At 67.0% G+C, this 16,036-nt stretch carries 16 protein-coding genes; 8 read left to right on the top strand and 8 right to left on the bottom strand.

Annotated features, from left to right (window positions below; genetic code table 11):
• Positions 1–89 precede the first annotated feature (89 nt).
• Positions 90–929 (top strand): DNA-binding transcriptional regulator, encoded by an 840-nt coding sequence (locus F7R26_RS29725; RefSeq protein ID WP_150989462.1) that lies wholly within the window; start codon positions 90–92, stop codon positions 927–929.
• 7 nt (positions 930–936) lie between these two features.
• Here F7R26_RS29725 and F7R26_RS29730 read toward each other — a convergent pair whose 3' ends face one another.
• The 8 genes from F7R26_RS29730 to F7R26_RS29765 all read right to left on the bottom strand — a co-directional run bounded on the left by F7R26_RS29730 (position 937) and on the right by F7R26_RS29765 (position 8,003).
• Positions 937–1,944, bottom strand: coding sequence for a Bug family tripartite tricarboxylate transporter substrate binding protein (locus tag F7R26_RS29730; RefSeq protein WP_150989465.1), 1,008 nt, complete (start codon positions 1,942–1,944; stop codon positions 937–939).
• Between the two features lie 58 nt (positions 1,945–2,002).
• Positions 2,003–2,806 carry a 4-hydroxy-2-oxoheptanedioate aldolase gene (gene hpaI, locus F7R26_RS29735; protein ID WP_150989469.1) on the bottom strand — a complete coding sequence of 268 codons (804 nt, stop codon included), beginning with the start codon at positions 2,804–2,806 and terminating at the stop codon, positions 2,003–2,005.
• 21 nt (positions 2,807–2,827) lie between these two features.
• Positions 2,828–3,631: a 2-oxo-hept-4-ene-1,7-dioate hydratase gene (hpaH, locus tag F7R26_RS29740; RefSeq protein WP_043354739.1), complete on the bottom strand. Its 804-nt coding sequence runs from the start codon at positions 3,629–3,631 to the stop codon at positions 2,828–2,830.
• Positions 3,632–3,716: 85 nt separating this feature from the next.
• On the bottom strand, positions 3,717–4,106 hold the full coding sequence (locus F7R26_RS29745) for a 5-carboxymethyl-2-hydroxymuconate Delta-isomerase (protein WP_150989474.1): 390 nt from the start codon (positions 4,104–4,106) through the stop codon (positions 3,717–3,719).
• 51 nt (positions 4,107–4,157) lie between these two features.
• Complete coding sequence (gene hpaD, locus F7R26_RS29750; RefSeq protein WP_150989477.1) at positions 4,158–5,006, bottom strand: 3,4-dihydroxyphenylacetate 2,3-dioxygenase; 849 nt, start codon at positions 5,004–5,006, stop codon at positions 4,158–4,160.
• Between the two features lie 50 nt (positions 5,007–5,056).
• The gene (gene hpaE / locus F7R26_RS29755) at positions 5,057–6,517 is read right to left on the bottom strand and encodes a 5-carboxymethyl-2-hydroxymuconate semialdehyde dehydrogenase (RefSeq protein ID WP_150989480.1); all 1,461 of its coding nucleotides are present in this window, start codon (positions 6,515–6,517) and stop codon (positions 5,057–5,059) included.
• Between the two features lie 59 nt (positions 6,518–6,576).
• A complete protein-coding gene (locus tag F7R26_RS29760) occupies positions 6,577–7,341 on the bottom strand; it encodes a fumarylacetoacetate hydrolase family protein (protein WP_150989483.1) in 765 nt (254 codons plus the stop codon).
• Positions 7,338–8,003: a fumarylacetoacetate hydrolase family protein gene (locus tag F7R26_RS29765; protein ID WP_206702570.1), complete on the bottom strand. Its 666-nt coding sequence runs from the start codon at positions 8,001–8,003 to the stop codon at positions 7,338–7,340. Before F7R26_RS29765 ends, F7R26_RS29760 begins: the two co-directional genes overlap by 4 nt.
• A gap of 519 nt (positions 8,004–8,522) precedes the next feature.
• Between F7R26_RS29765 and F7R26_RS29770 the strand changes: the two genes are divergently transcribed.
• From F7R26_RS29770 to F7R26_RS29800, 7 genes are all read left to right on the top strand, one after another.
• Entirely contained in the window at positions 8,523–9,623 is a 1,101-nt protein-coding gene (locus F7R26_RS29770) for a substrate-binding domain-containing protein (RefSeq protein ID WP_150989486.1), read from the top strand.
• Between the two features lie 53 nt (positions 9,624–9,676).
• Positions 9,677–10,708 (top strand): ABC transporter substrate-binding protein, encoded by a 1,032-nt coding sequence (locus F7R26_RS29775; RefSeq protein WP_150989489.1) that lies wholly within the window; start codon positions 9,677–9,679, stop codon positions 10,706–10,708.
• A gap of 510 nt (positions 10,709–11,218) precedes the next feature.
• Positions 11,219–12,037, top strand: coding sequence for an ABC transporter permease (locus F7R26_RS29780; protein WP_150989492.1), 819 nt, complete (start codon positions 11,219–11,221; stop codon positions 12,035–12,037).
• A gap of 11 nt (positions 12,038–12,048) precedes the next feature.
• A complete protein-coding gene (locus F7R26_RS29785) occupies positions 12,049–12,930 on the top strand; it encodes an ABC transporter permease (RefSeq protein ID WP_150989558.1) in 882 nt (293 codons plus the stop codon).
• Positions 12,923–13,996, top strand: a complete 1,074-nt coding sequence (locus tag F7R26_RS29790; protein ID WP_043354725.1) for an ABC transporter ATP-binding protein — start codon at positions 12,923–12,925, stop codon at positions 13,994–13,996. Before F7R26_RS29785 ends, F7R26_RS29790 begins: the two co-directional genes overlap by 8 nt.
• Complete coding sequence (locus tag F7R26_RS29795; RefSeq protein ID WP_150989496.1) at positions 13,993–14,856, top strand: phosphodiesterase; 864 nt, start codon at positions 13,993–13,995, stop codon at positions 14,854–14,856. Before F7R26_RS29790 ends, F7R26_RS29795 begins: the two co-directional genes overlap by 4 nt.
• A gap of 516 nt (positions 14,857–15,372) precedes the next feature.
• Entirely contained in the window at positions 15,373–16,035 is a 663-nt protein-coding gene (locus tag F7R26_RS29800) for a response regulator transcription factor (protein WP_150989500.1), read from the top strand.
• The last annotated feature ends 1 nt before the right edge of the window (position 16,036 follow it).

The raw sequence follows: 16,036 nt of genomic DNA on the forward strand, positions 1-16,036 counted from the left end.
CAGCGGAGTGTAGAGAGCCGATTGCATCCGGACAAAAAAACGAACAGAATGTGCAAGGAGTGCACAACGTTGATTTAAAAGGATTTTTTATGCCTGGAAAGCCTGGGGCGCCTGATCGCCGCACCTCGCCTTACGCCAGCGTGCGCGGGCTGACCCGTGGCCTGGACGTGCTCAAGGCGCTGAACCGGATGGAAAGCGGGCGCGGGACCGCGCAGCAGCTGAGCGAGCTGACCGGGCTGCACCGCACCACGGTCAGACGCCTGCTGGAAACGCTGATCGCGGAGGGTTTCGTGCGCCGCAGCGAGTCGGACGACAGCTATCGCCTGACGCTGCAGGTCAGGGCGTTGAGCGAAGGCTTCAATGACGATGAGTGGATCTCCACCATCGCTGCACCGCTGATGGGCGAGCTGCTGCAGCGCGTACTATGGCCGTCGGACCTGACCACGCCCGACGGCGACGCCATGATCATTCGCGAGACCACGCACCGCTTCAGCCCGCTGTCCTTCCACCGCGCCATGGTCGGGCGGCGCCTGCCGATGCTGTCGACGGCCGCCGGGCGGGCCTATTTCGCGTTTTGTGGCGAAGGGGAACGGGAGGACATCCTCAACCTGCTGCGCTCAGGCGGCGGCGGCGATGAGCAGGCAGCGCTGGCCAACAACGCCGCCTATGTGCGCAAGCTGGTTGCGCGCGTGCGCGAGGATGGCTTCGGGTCGAATCGCGGCGACTGGCTGGAGCAGCGCAAGATCGGTGCGGTCGCGGTGCCGATCCGGCACGCGGACCGCGTGCGCGGCAGCCTCAATGTGGTGTATCTCTCGCGCGCCCTGAGCGAGCAGGAGGCGGTCAAGCGCTTCGTGGCACCGCTGCAGGACATAGCCAGCCGCGTGCAGGAAGCCATGGCCTCGCCGGCGGCCGCGCGGCGGGCCACTTAGGCGAGGCTCAATCCAGCACGATCTTGTGCGCGCGGATCAGGGCGCCCCACTTGGCGCGCTCATTGTCCACGAACGCGGCAAAGCCCGCCCTGCTGTCTCCCATGGGCTCCAGCCCAAGCTCCTGCATTTGCCTGACCACCGCCGGGTCCTTCAGCGCCGCGGCAATGGCCGCGTTGAGCTTGTCGACCGAGGCCGGCGGCGTGCCGGCCGGGACCACCACGCCCTGCCACGCGAACGCCGTGAAGCCAGCCAGCCCGGCCTCGGCAAAGGTCGGCACATCCGGCAGCACCGCCGAGCGCTGCTCCGCGGGCAGCGCGATGGCGCGCAGCCGCCCGGCGCGGATCAACGGCACCGCGGCCGAAAGATCGGCCATCATGAAATCGACCTGCCCGCCCGCCACGTCCTGCAAAGCGGGTGGCGTGCCTTTGTACGGCGCGTGCACGGCGCTGGCCTGCACGCGGTCAAGCAGCAACTCGGCGCTCAGGTGGTGCGGGCTGCCGGTGCCAACAGAGGCATAGGTAGCCTTGCCCTGCCCCGCTTTCAGCCACGTGATGAACTCGGGCAAGGTCTTGACAGGCAAGGCCGGGTTGGCGACCAGTATCACGGGCAGCTTCACCAGCGAGCTCACCAGCGTGAAATCCTTGGTGGCGTCATAGGGCAGCTTGCGATACAGCGCCGGGTTAAGTACCAGCGTACCCTGCCCGGCGGTCAGCACGGTAGCGCCGTCTGCACGCGCCTTGGCCACATCCTGCGCGGCGAGGATGGTGGCGCCGCCCGGCTTGTTGTCGACCACGAAGTTCTGGTGCATGGCCGGCGCGATCTTCTGCGCGACGATGCGCGTGGCGAGGTCGCTGCCGCCGCCGGCGGTGTAGGGCACCACCCAGCGTGCGGCGGGGTCGGCGGCGTTGGCGGCGCTGGTGCCGCCCAGCGCTATCGCCAATCCTGTGGCAACGCGCGAAGCATGCTGCGCCATGGCATAGAGGCGCGTGCGCCGGGCGCAGGCGTTTGCTTGCATGATTGGGTCTCCTCCGATTTTTCTGTTGTTTGTTTTTTGTGCTTTGTGTAGTACGCAGCTAGTACGTCTTATCCCGGCCGGTCCCCGCACTGCCCTGGCCCTTGAATTGCGCGGCAAGGCTCTCGGCCGCACGGGCCAGCATCGTGGCGTCAACCCCAACAGCGGTAAACGTGGTGCCCAGCGCCATGTACTGCCGCGACTGCGCCACGTCGGCGCTGAGGATGCCCGCGCCCTTGCCGGCGCGGCGGATACGCGCGATGGCGTCGGCGATGGCACTCTGCACGTCCGGGTGGCCCGGATTGCCCAGATGGCCCATGTCGGCGGCAAGATCCGCCGGACCGATAAACACGCCATCCACGCCTTCGGTAGCGGCAATCGCATCGAGGTGCGCGAGCCCGGCGCGCGTCTCCACCTGCACCAGCACGCACATCTCGCCGTTGGCCTGGGCCAGGTAGCCGCCGACACGGTTCCAGCGCGAGGCACGTGCCATGGCGCTGCCCACGCCGCGCACGCCTTGCGGCGGGTAGCGGGTGGCGGCCACCGCGGCGGCCGCCTCGGTCGCGTCCTGCACCATCGGCACGAGCAGGGTCTGCACGCCCAGGTCAAGCAACTGCTTGATCTGCACGGTGTCGTTCCACGACGCACGCACCACCGGCCGCACGGGATAGGCGGCCAGCGCCTGCAGTTGCGCCAGGATGGACGGCACGGTGTTGGGTGCGTGCTCGCCATCGATCAGCAGCCAGTCGAAGCCGGCGTCGGCCAGCACTTCGGCGGTGTATGGACTGGCCAGGCCGAGCCACAGGCCGATCTGCTGCTCGTTGGCGGCAAGCGCGCGCTTGAAGGTATTGAGGGGGATTTCCATGATGGCGTCCGGGTCAGGCGTTCAGCCGAAGTGGCAGGCCACGGCGCCCAGTGCGCCGTAGTCCACGTGGAATGTATCACCCGGGCTGGCCGCCACCGGCCGCGTGAAGGAGCCGCCGAGGATCACCTCGCCCGCTTCCAGGCCCACGCCATGCGGATGCAGCTTGTTGGCCAGCCATGCCACGCCGTTGGCGGGATGGTTGAGCACGCCGGCGGCCACGCCGGTTTCCTCGATCACGCCGTTGCGCGACATGATGGCCGAGACCCAGCGCAGGTCCACATCGAACGGCCGCACCGGGCGCCCGCCCATCACCACGCCGGCATTGGCCGCGTTGTCGGCGATGGTGTCGAACACCTTGCGCGGGCGCTTGCTGTCGGGGTCGATCCCATGGCTGCGCGCATCGATGATCTCCAGCGCGGGGATCACGTAGGCGGTAGCGTCATACACGTCGAACAGCGTGCAGTTCGGCCCCTTGAGCGGCTTGTCCAGCACGAAGGCCAGCTCCACCTCCACGCGCGGCACGATAAAGCGCCCCGGCGGAATCGTCGCGCCGTCCTGGAAGAACATGTCGTCCAGCAAGGTGCCGTAGTCAGGCTCGTCGATCTGCGAGGAAAGCTGCATGGCGCGCGAGGTCAGGCCGATCTTGTGGCCTTTGATGGTGCGGCCTTCGGACAGCTTGTGGGCCAGCCATTCGCGCTGGATGGCGTAGGCGTCTTCAATCGTGATGTCAGGGTGGTCCAGCGAGATTTGCCGGATCTGCTGGCGCGATTGCTCTGCGCCGTGCAGGCGATGGGCGATCTGGTGGATCAGCTCTGGGCTGAGCATGGGGTCTCCGTGGGAAGCGTTGTGCGTTGTGCGTTGTGCGTTGTGCGTTGTGCGTAGGGGGCCTGTTGCCTGACGATGGAGCCGGTCAGCCCTTCTTGAAGCGGGCGTGCACGTTGTTGTGCTTGTAGCTGCCGCCCTCGTTGAACTCAACCAGCTCCATTGACAGCGCCAGGTAGCGCCGCGCATACAGCTCGGCAAAGTGCGCCTTGACAGCCTCGAAGAGCGCATCGCAGGCCGCCTTCCTGGTCGCCTCGGGTCGCCCGGCGCCGATCTTCAGCGTGATGTGGACGAAGGCGTAGTCTTCCTCGCCGTCGGCCATGCGGTAGTCGGTCAGCGCCAGCGCGCGCGAACGGATGCCGCCGATGGGAAACACGCCGTCCTGCGCGATCAGCACGTCGTTGATTGTCTTGAGCAGGGCGGGCACGCGCGCGTCGGCGCGAATGTTGTCCGTGTACTCGACGATGATGTGGGGCATTGGCAGGCCTCTCCGATGAAGCGTGAATCGTTATCCGTGATCCGTGATCCCTCAGCGCACCGGGAAGATCGCATTGATCTGCCCGGTGCCCGAGCTGGTGAAGTAGTCGGTGACGATCTCCACCGGGCGGTCGTACTTGTCCCAGCCCAGCAGGCCCAGCAGCATGGCGGTGTCATGCATGCCGCCCTCGCCGATGCAGTGCTCGTTGTACTCCGGCAGCATGCGGCAGAAGGTGGCCCAGTCGCCCTGCTGCCAGAGTTCCACCACGCGCAGGTCCACCTGCTTGAAGAACTCGCGGCTGATCTGGTGAATGCTTTCCTCGGGGCTGTTGTTGTCGTTGAAGCGGTGCGACAGCGAGCCGCTGGCGAGAAACGCCACATTGGCATCGCTGGCCTCGATGGACGCACGCAGCGCCTCGCCAAAGCGGCGGCTTTCATCGAGCTGGTGCCAGGCGCACCAGGCCGCGATGGAGATCACCTTGAAATGGCGGTCGGCGTTCATGTAGCGCATCGGCACCAGCGTGCCGTACTCCAGCTCCAGGCTGGCGATCTCGTGGGCGCGGGTCATCACGCCCTGCTCGCACGCGGTGCTGGCAATCAGCCGGCCCAGTTCGGGATTGCCGTCATAGGCGTAGGCCATGTCCTTGATGAAATGCGGCAGTTCGTTGCTGGTGTAGATGCCCTGGAAGTGCGCGTTGCAGTTGACGTGGTAGCCGGCGTTGACCAGCCAGTGCACATCGGCCACCACGATGGTATCGACACCCAGTTCCCGGCAGCGCCGGCCGATCTCGCGGTGCCCGGCAATCGCCGCCTCACGGCAGCCGTGATGCTTGCCCGGCAGCTCGGACAGGTACATCGACGGCACGTGCGTGACCTTGGCGGCGAGGGATAGCTTGCCCATGGCGGTGTCTCCTGTCTTGTTCTCTTGTTTTGCTTTGGTGCGGACTGCGCTCAAACGCCCCAGCGCGGAATATGATGCCCGCCCATCGAGATGCAAACGTTCTTCACTTCCGCAAACACCTCGAAGCTGAACTCGCCGCCCTCGCGCCCCGTGCCGGATGCCTTGGTGCCGCCAAACGGCTGGCGCAGGTCGCGCACGTTCTGGCTGTTGACGAACACCATGCCGGCCTCGATGCCGCGCGCCAGCCGGTGCACCTTGCCCACGTCCTGGGTCCAGATGTACGAGGCCAGGCCGTAAGCGGTGTCGTTGGCCATGGCCAGCCCATCGTCTTCGCCCTTGAACGGGATCAGGCAGGCCACCGGGCCAAAGATCTCTTCCTGCGCGACGCGCATGTGGTTTTCCACATTGGCCAGCACCGTGGGCTGCACGAAGTTGCCGTTGCGCAGGTGCGCCGGCAGGTCGGACGGGCGCTCGGCGCCGCCGGCCAGGATGGTGGCGCCCTCCTGCTCGCCCAGGCGGATATAGCCCGTGACCTTCTCCCAGTGCTGCTGGGTGATCATGGCGCCCACGTGCGTCTGCTCGCTGGTCGGGTCGCCCACGCGCAAGCGCCTGGCGCGTTCGGCGAACTTGCCGACGAAGTCGTCGTAGACCGTGTCCTGCACGAAGATGCGCGAACCCGCGGTGCAGCGCTCGCCGTTGATCGAGAAAATGGTGAACAGCGCGGCGTCCAGCGCGCGCTCCAGGTCCGCGTCGTCGAACACCAGCACCGGCGACTTGCCGCCCAGTTCCATCGAGAATTTCTTCAGGCCCGCGCGCTCGATGATGCGCTTGCCGGTGGCCGTGCCGCCCGTAAACGAGACGGCCCGCACGTCCGGATGGCGCACCAGCGCGTCCCCCGCGCTGGCGCCGTAGCCCTGCACCACGTTGAGCACGCCAGCCGGCACGCCGGCTTCCAGCGCCAGCATGCCGAGCTGGTCCGCCGTGAGCGGCGACAGCTCCGACATCTTCAGCACCGCGGTATTGCCCAGCGCCAGGCATGGCGCGACCTTCCAGGTGGCGGTCATGAAGGGCACGTTCCACGGCGAGATCAGCGCGCACACGCCGACCGGCTGGTAGAGCGTGTAATTGAGCATCTGGTCATCGACGGGATAGGTGCGGCCGTTCATCTGCACGCACACTTCGGCGAAGAAATTGAAGTTCTCGGCAGCGCGCGGGATCAGCTGCTTGCCGGTCTGTGCGATCGGCAGGCCGGTGTCCTGCGTCTCCAGCGCGGCCAGTTGCGGCACGTGCCCGGTGATCAGGTCGGCCAGGCAGCGCATGATACGGGCGCGCTCCTTGGCCGGGGTATTGGCCCACTTGGGGAACGCCGCCTTGGCGGCCGCCACCGCGGCGTTGACCTCGGCCTCGCCGCCCGCGGCCACCGTGGCGATCTCTTCACCGGTGGCCGGGTTCCAGGTGGTGAACGTCTCCTTGCTGTCGACCTGCTTGCCGTTGATCCAATGCTTGATCATGGTTGTCTCCTGTTGGCATTTGGTGCGCCCGGGTTCGCTTCAGCTCGCGTCAACGCGCTTCAGCGCCCGCTGCCGTATTCGGTAGCCGAGGCAATGGTGTTCACCAGCCGCCCCACCCCTTCGATCTCCGTGACGATCTCATCGCCCGGCTGCGTGTCCGCCAGCCCCTCGGGCGTGCCGGTCAGGATCACATCGCCCGCCTCCAGCGTCATGAAGCTGCTGAGATATTCGATCAGCCACGGGACGGCGAAGATCATGTCGCGGGTGCTGCCCTGCTGGGTCAGCTTGCCGTTGACGGTCGTGGTGAGCGCGAGGTTCATCGGATCCTGCACGTCGTCGCGATCCACCAGCCACGGCCCCAGCGGCGTGCAGGTGTCGCGATTTTTCACCCGCAGGTTGGGGCGATAGTAGTTTTCCAGGTAGTCGCGGATGGCGTAGTCGTTGGCGACCGTATAGCCGCGCACGTAGTCATAAGCTTGCGCCGCCTTGACGCCGCGCGCCGTGCTGCCGATCACCACCGCCAGCTCGCACTCGTAATGCATGTACTTCACGCCCGGCGGCCGGATGGTATGCGCCCGGTGGCCAATGAACGCGCCCGGCCCCTTGAGGAATACGAGAGGTTCTTCCGGCGCCTTGAAGGCCAGTTCGCGCGCGTGGTCGGCGTAGTTCAGGCCAAGCGCGAAGGTGGTGCGCGGCACCACGGGCGGCAGCCACGTCACGGCGTCCTCGCTGACCACGCGGCCGTCGTCCAGGCGCAATGCGCCTTCGCCGGCCGGCTGCGCGGCGTGGACCAGGCCATCGAAGGCTACGCGTGCGGTTCTCATGCTGCCTCCCCGCGCGCTGCCTTGATGCCGTGCCGCAGGCGCCCTACTTGTTCGATTTCGATCTCCACCCTGTCGCCGGCACGCGCCAGCGGCGCGCCTTCGGGCACGCCCGCCAGCAGCACGTCGCCGGCTTCGAGCGACATGAAGGCGGTGACATCGGCCAGCAATTGCGCCACGGGGCGCAGCAGGTTGCCGGTATGGTTGCGCTGGCGCTCCTCGCCATTGATGCGCACCACCATGCCGAGCGCATCGGCGTTGCCGACCTGCTCGCGGGCCATCACCCACGGGCCGATCGGGCAATAGCCATCGCGGCACTTGTGGCGCACCGCCGGGCGGTAATAGCTGGCGTGCGGCACGCTGACATCCGACACCACGGTGTACCCGGCGATATAGTCTGCGGCCTGCGCCGGGTCGATGCGGGTTGCGCGCCGGCCGATCACGATGCCAAGCGCCGCGCCGATTTCCAGGGTTTCCTGGCCCGGTGGCAGCTCGACAAGGCTGCCATGGGCGGCCAGGGTATTGGCCGGCTTGATGTAGAGGATCGGGCCAGCGGGCGGTGCCTGGTAAGGGGCCGCATTGACGCTGTCGCCAAGGGCCGCGAGCGCGCCCTTGAAGTTCAGCAGCGTGCCGTACACCGTGCCGGTGATGGCGGGCTGCCACATGAATTCATCCTCGCGCAGGGCGCGCCCACCGTCCAGCGGCAGCAAGGTGGCATCGTCCACCGGCACTGCCCGCACTGGCCGGCCGCCGGCGGCGATTCTGGCTTGTCGCATCGTGCTCCTCTCTGGTTGCGCCCGCGCGTGGCCGGGCGCTTGCGCTGCCGGGCCGGCGGATCGTCGACGGCGGATCGCCCGTTGGCGCCGCCTGTACTTAACATGTTAATTAGATTGCAGGATAGTTTCAACCCCATTGTGATCCGCGGCGCCGCGATCCTGCCGGCCGTCCCTGCGCGCCCTCGTCTGCGCCTGTCATCGTGCTGTCATGCAGCATCCCCAGAATTCGCGCTGTACCGGGTTTCGCCTTGCCGCAGCGCGATAGCGCTAATGCACCGCAGCAGCAAAAAGGCTTGCGACCCGATTTTTTTGCGGCTTGAATGAAAACGTTTTCATTTTTGCCGCCGTTGCGTGCCTGGTTCGCCACGCGCGCAATGTGACCCCGAAACCAAGACCGGAAGCTCTGACGTGAAGCGCACCCAGGACCGTTCCAGCAGCACCGCCCCGGACGCCGCCGGCACCGCCACGCTGGTGGACGTTGCGCAAGCGGCTGGCGTATCGCTGGCCACCGCATCGCGCGCGTTCAACAGCCCTGCGCTGGTGCGCGAAGGCACCGCGCAGCGCGTGCTGGAAGCCGCACGGCGGCTGAGCTTCCGCCCCAACCTGCTCGGCAGCAAGCTGCGCGCGCAGCAAAGCCGGATGATCGGCGTGATGCTGCCCACCCTGGAAAACGCCGTGTTCGCCGAATGCTGGCGGGGCATCGAGGATGCCGCGCTGGCCGCCGGCTACTCGCTGATGCTGGTGACCAGCGCCTACGACCCCGCGCGCGAACGCGAGCGCATCGAATACCTGCTGCGCCACCGGGTCGACGGCATGGTGCTCACGGTGGCCGACGCCGCCCGCAGCGCCGTGCTCGACCAGCTCGATGCCGAAGGCGTGCCCTATGTGCTGGCCTACAACCAGGCAGCCGCGCGCGGCCAGCGCCACTCCGTCTCGGTAGACAACCGCGGCAGCGCCCGCGAAGGCGTGCAAGCCCTGATCGCGGCGGGGCACCGCCGCATCCGCGTGGTCTCCGGCGCCTTCATCGCCTCCGACCGCGCGCGCCAGCGCTTCGAGGGCTACCGCGACGCCATGCACGCGCACGGCCTGGAAGCAGCACCGCCGCTGTGCCTGCCCACCCACACCGCCAGCAACGCTGACCAGATCGGCGCGCTAGCCGCCGGGCCGGATGCGCCCACCGCTTTTTTTTGCACCAACGACCTGCTGGCGATCGGCGTGATCTCCGACCTGAAGCGGCTCGGCCTGCGCGTGCCGCGTGACATCTCCGTGCTGGGCTACGACGGCATCGCGCTGGGCGCGCTGGTGGAGCCGCCACTGGCATCGGTGGTGCAGCCCAATGGCGAAATCGGCGAGCGCGCCGTGGCGCAGTTGCTTCAGCGCTTCGGCCTCGCAGCAACCGGCGTATCCAACGTATCCGGCCTATCCGACGTATCCGGCGCCCGACCCGGGCGCATCACCTTGCTGCCCCACGGCCTGCGCCTGGGCGGCACGGTAGCCGCACCGGCATGACCCTTCACCCACCGCGTTCCCCCAGCCCTCGTATGCAACCCAAGGAGTTCACCATGCAAGCAACCCGTTCCTGGCACAAACCGCTGCGCCGGATCGCCAGCGCGCTAGGCGCCGTCGCCGTCTGCGCATTCAGCCAGGGCGCGGCAGCGCAAACCGCGATCTGCTACAACTGCCCGCCCGAATGGGCAGATTGGGCCTCGCAGATCCGCGCCATCAAGGAAAAGACCGGCGTCACGGTGCCGCATGACAACAAGAACTCCGGCCAGTCGCTCGCGCAGCTGGTCGCCGAAAAAGGCAGCCCGGTAGCGGACGTGGTGTACTACGGCGTGACCTTCGGCATCCAGGCCAAGAAGGACGGCGTCACCGCCCCCTACAAGCCGGCCCACTGGAACGACATCCCCGACGGCCTCAAGGACCCGCAAGGCAACTGGTTCGCCATCCACTCCGGCACGCTCGGCTTCATGGTCAACGTCGACGCGCTGCGCGGCAAGCCCGTGCCGCAGTCCTGGGCCGACCTGCTCAAGCCCGAGTACAAGGGCCTGATCGGCTACCTCGACCCGGCCAGCGCCTTTGTCGGCTACGTCGGCGCGGTTGCCGTCAACCAGGCGATGGGCGGCTCGATGGACGACTTCGGCCCAGCCTTCAAGTACTTCCGCGACCTGCAGAAGAACCAGCCCATCGTCCCCAAGCAAACCGCCTACGCCCGCGTGCTCTCCGGCGAGATCCCGATCCTGCTGGACTACGACTTCAACGCCTACCGCGCCCGCTACAAAGACAAATCCAACGTGGCCTTCGTGATTCCCAAGGAAGGCACGGTGGTGGTGCCGTACGTGATGAGCCTGGTGAACAACGCACCGCACGACGCACAAGGCAAGAAGGTGCTGGACTTTGTACTCTCCGATGAAGGGCAAGCCCTGTGGGCCAATGCCTACCTGCGCCCCGTGCGCAGCGCCGCCGTGCCCAAGGAAGTGCAAGCGCGGTTCCTGCCGGCAGCGGATTACGCCCGCGCCAAGCCGGTGGATTTCGCAAAGATGGCAGATGCGCAGAAAGGCTTCAGCGAGCAATATCTGAAGGAAGTCCGTTGAACGGCGAGCGCAAGCGGATAAGTGCAGCATCGCAAGCTTGACGGCGCCCGCCCTCTCCCCCGTCCCCTCTCCCACAAGTGGGAGAGGGGAGCCAACCAGCGGGACCAGAAACGACACGGTCAGACAAACGATTCGGTTCGGCCGTGATTCCCGCACGAGGGGCGGGAATCACCCCAGCGCGATGCGAAGCGAGCCGTCAAGGTTTACCTAGGCCGTATGGGGCGCCTCGGGATTCGGCGAAAAGAGCGGAAAAGAGGGACCCATGTCTGAGTATCGCCTTAAGGCGATGCGAGTTTGGGTCCCGGCCGCTCTTTTCGTTGGATCACGAGGGGAAGTCGCCCCATCCGGCGCGCCTTCTTTGCCCACTTTCTTGGCAAGACAAGAAAGTAGGTCGCCACCCCGCAGGGGTGGTGAAACGGCAGTTGAAGTTGAAGTTAAGCCCCCCCATTGAACCCAAGCCATCAACGTTGAAGCTGATCCTCCCCAACCCCGGGAAAAAGCAAACCCATCATGCCTAAACGAAGCCCCCCACTCCTCCTCTTCGCCCTCCCTGCCCTGATCGTCTTCTTCGCCTTCTTCTGCCTGCCCATGGCAAAGCTGTTGGCGATCAGCGTCACGGGTGAAAAAGGCGCGAGCGTCTACTGGACCGTCATCTCAAGCGAGCGCTATCTGCACAGCCTGATGGTCACCGTGCTGCTATCGGCAACGGTCACGCTGGCCACACTGATCATCGCCGGCATCACCGGCACCTTCCTGGAGCGCAACGCCGTGCCCGGAAAGGCCCTGCTGGTCGCCATGCTGACGTTCCCGCTCGCCTTCCCCGGCGTCGTCATCGGCTTCATGGTCATCATGCTGGGCGGGCGCAACGGCCTGCTCGCCATGGTCAGCGACTGGCTGGTGGGAGACCGCTGGACCTTTGCCTACGGTCTCGCCGGCCTGTTCGTCGGCTACCTGTATTTCTCCATCCCGCGCGTGATCCTGACGGTGATGGCAGCCGTTGCCAAGCTCGACGCATCGCTGGAAGAAGCCGCCCGCTCGCTCGGCGCGGGCCGCTGGCGCGTGGTGCGCGACGTGATGCTGCCCGCGCTGATGCCGGCCATGATTTCCAGCGGCGCGATCTGCTTCGCCACCAGCATGGGCGCCTTCGGCACCGCCTTCACGCTGGCCACGCAGCTCGACGTCTTGCCGCTGACCATCTACAACGAGTTCACCAACTACGCCAACTTCGGCATGGCCGCCGCGCTGTCCGTGCTACTCGGCACGGTCACCTGGGCCTTGCTGGCGGTGGCACGCTGGTTCTCGGGCGACGCCGTCGCCGCTACTGCCTGAGGCTACCCATGATGACGTCTTCCCGCCGCGGCAATGCCTACTGGCTGCAGCTCGCGCTCACCCTTCTGGTGTGCCTGTTCATGGTGGTGCCGGTGGTGCTGTCCGTGCTCGCCGGCCTCACCAACAACATCTTTGTCGGCGTGTCCAGCGGCCTCACCACGCGCTGGCTGGTAGAGGTGTGGGCGCTCTACCGCAACACCATCTTCCTGTCGCTGGGCATTGCCCTGGCGTGCCTGGCTTGCACCCTGGTGCTGGGCGTGCCCGCGGCCTACTACATGGCGCTGCGGCGCGGGCGCGTGACGCGCCTGATCGAGGAGCTGCTGATGCTGCCGGTGGCGGTGCCAGGACTGGCCACCGCGCTGGGGCTGATCCTGCTCTATGGCGGCTGGCAGGCATTTCGCACGAGCTGGCTGTTTATCCTCGTGGGCCACGTGCTGTTTACGCTGCCGTTCATGGTGCGCTCGGTGCTGGCCATCATGTCGGCCATCGATATCCGTACGCTGGAGGATGCTGCCGCCAGCCTGGGCGCAAACCGCCTGCAGCGCTTCTTTACCGTGGTGCTGCCGAACTGCCGCCAGGGCATCCTGGCCGGGGCGCTGATGGTGGTGACGCTGTCGGTAGGCGAGTTCAACCTGACCTGGATGCTGCATACGCCCACCACGCAGACGCTGCCGGTGGGACTGGCCGACAGCTACGCCTCGATGCGGCTGGAGATCGGCTCGGCCTACACCATCGTGTTTTTCTTCATGATCATCCCGCTGCTGGTGCTGATGCAGGGCTTGTCCGCCCTGGGCGCGCGCGCCCGCAAGCACCAGCCGCTTGCCGACGGCGCCGACGCCAGAACGATCCCCGGCACCGATCCGCTCTCCACTTCCGAGGCCCGCCATGCATGAACCGACCACCATCACGCTGCGCCACTGCGGCAAGACCTTCGCCGACGGCACGCTGGCGCTGCAACCGCTCGACCTCGACATCGGCGCAGGCGAGACCGTGGTACTGCTCGGCCCCTCGGGCTGCGGCAAGACCACCACACTGCGCATCATCGCCGGGCTGGAGTTCCCTGACGCCGGCGGCGTGGTGATGTTTGGCGATAACGATGTGACGCCGCTGCCGATCGAGCAGCGCGGCGTGGGCATGGTGTTCCAGAGCTACGCACTGTTCCCCAACATGACCGTGGCGGAAAATATCGCCTACGGCCTGCGCGTGCGCCGCATCGACGCGGCCGCGCGCCGCCGCCGGGTGGACGAGATGCTCGCCATGATGCATCTGGGGCCTTTTGCCGAGCGGCGCATCGACCAGTTGTCCGGCGGCCAGCGCCAGCGCGTGGCGCTGGCTCGCGCCATTGCCGTGCAGCCGCGCGTGCTGCTGCTCGATGAGCCGCTGACCGCGCTGGACGCCAAGCTGCGCGACGCCTTGCGCGCCGATATCAACCAGTTGCTGCGCAGCCTGCATATCACCGCCGTCTACGTCACCCACGACCAGGCCGAGGCAATGGCGCTGGGCGACCGCATCATCGTGATGGACCGCGGCCGCATCGCGCAGACCGGCACGCCGCAGCAGATCTACCGCGCGCCGGCCAATGCCTTCGTGGCGGATTTCATCGGCACCATGAACCGCCTGCCGGCCGTGCTGGAGGCCGATGCCTGGCGCGTGCCGGGCGGCCTGGTGCCGCGCCATGGCACTGCCGCAAGCCTCGCCGCCGCGCCCTCGCCGCGCGCCGAACTGCTATTCCGCCCCGAAGACGTCGCGCTGGCACAGGCCGAGGATGCCCACCTGGGCGGCTCGGTCGTCACCGCGCTGTTCCTGGGCAACTACACGCGCTTGCTGGTCGACGTGGGCGCGCCGGCGCCGCTTGTCGTCGACACCACCCGGCGCGATGGCTGGCTCGCGGGCGACCGCGTAGGCCTGCGCCTCGATACCGGCCACCTGATCACGCTCCCCGAAGCGCTTGCCGCATGAACACCAACAACGACAACCCGGCCGGCACCTACCTGCTGGCCCACATCACCGACCTGCACATCAAGGCCGGCGGCAAGCTGTCCTACCGCATGGTCGACACCGCGGGCGCGCTGCGGCGCTGCATCGCGTCGCTGCTGGCGGCGCCGCAGCAGCCCGACGCCGTCGTCATCACCGGCGACCTGGTGGATTTCGGCACCGAGGAGGAATACCGCTTCCTGCGCGGCATCCTGCAAACGCTGCCGATGCCGGTGCGGCTCCTGCCCGGCAACCATGATCACCGCGCCACGCTGCGCCGCGTGTTTGCCGATCACGATTACCTGTTCGCCAACGGCGACGGCGACGCGCCGGTTCACTACAGCGTGGAGGCCGGGCCACTACGCCTGGTGGCCTTCGACTGCACGGTGCCGGGAAAGCCGGGCGGCCAGGTCGATCCCGCCGCGCTGCCGTGGCTCGAGGCCACGCTCGCGGCCGAGCCTGGCAGGCCCACGCTGCTGATGCTCCACCACCCGCCCTTTCATACCGGCATCGGCCACATGGACCAGCAGGGCCTGGCGGACGCGGCGCTGCTGGAGGCGGTGGTGCGCAGGCACCCCACCGTCGAGCGCGTGCTGTGCGGCCACCTGCACCGGCACATCACGCACCGCTTTGGCGGCACCATCGCCATGACGGCGCCGGGTCCCGCGCATCAGGTCACGCTCGATCTCGATCCGCAGGCGGCCTCGCGGTTTCGCATGGAGCCGCCCGGCTACCTGCTGCATCAGTGGGATCCCGCGCATGGGCTGGTCAGCCACGCGGCGGTGATCGGTGACTTTGGCGCAGACCATCCGTTCTTCGATGCCGCGGGCAAGCTGATCGACTGACTGGCTGGCCGGTCGGTCGGTCGGCCGGTCGGCCGGTCAATTAAGAAGGTATCGGCACATCGGCCTGCAACAGGTTGCATTCCCCGGCGGCCAGCCTATCCAGCAGCACGAACGTGGCCCAAAAAAAACCCACTGCCGGGTGGTAGTGGGTAACAAAAGTGGTATGGGCGAGTCGCGGAAATCACCCATGCATGCATGGTGACACCAGACGTGCGCGAACAAAATAATCCTTCTGGACTAGTGCCCATCCCTGCGCCAAGCTGCCGGGGCCCGCATGCGGCAGGGCCATCTTCCCCCCAGCGCCAGCGCACAGGCGGCCTACGGGGCGGCCCCGTGCCAGACTCCGCCGTGCCCAACCCATCCTTTCCCCTCTTTAGTGGGGAAATAGACAAGCCCGCCATAATCGAGTCCAATTCGCCCTGGCGCTCGCTTCGACCGGGGCGCAGCGCGTCACATTTTGCTCCACTTGTTCCATCGGCCGCAGCCTGCGCGACGTGCGCCGGCCAACCCCAACCCATGCTCAACGCCCACCTCCTGCTCATCGACGACCACACCCTGTTCCGCACCGGCCTGCGCCTGGTGCTGGCAGACAGCCCGAGCGTGGCGAGCATCATCGAGGCGGGCTCGGTCATGGGCGCGGTGGAGGAACACCGCGCCGCCAGCGTGGATATCATCCTGCTGGATATCCAGATGCCCGGCCTCAACGGGATCGAGGGCATCAAGGTGCTGCGCCGCCACTTCTGCGCAGCACGCATCCTGATCGTGTCCGGCACCTCCGGGCTGGAGACCATTCCCGCCGCCGCGCGCAAGGAAATTGCCGGCTTCCTGCCAAAATCCGCCAGCAGCGTCGAGATCGAAGACGCCATCGCCTCTTGCCTTCGCGGTAACACGTACTTCAACGCCGACCCTGCCGGCGCCGACGGCGGCAACCCGGATGGCCATGCCAGCGCCGCCCCCTACCAGGGCTACCAGGCCAGCTCGCTCACGCCGCGCCAGCTCGAGGTGCTGGACCAGCTCGGCCAAGGCCGCTCCAACAAGATCATTGCCCACCATTTGGGGCTCTCCGAAAACACAGTGCGCGTGCACGTGGCGGCCATTCTCGATTACCTGGGCGTGGTCAGCCGGGTCGAGGCGGTACTGGAGGCCCAGCGCCGCGGCCTGGTGCAGACGGGCAGGTAAG

It is taken from the genome of Cupriavidus basilensis (assembly GCF_008801925.2).
In the GTDB taxonomy this organism is placed as follows: domain Bacteria; phylum Pseudomonadota; class Gammaproteobacteria; order Burkholderiales; family Burkholderiaceae; genus Cupriavidus; species Cupriavidus basilensis.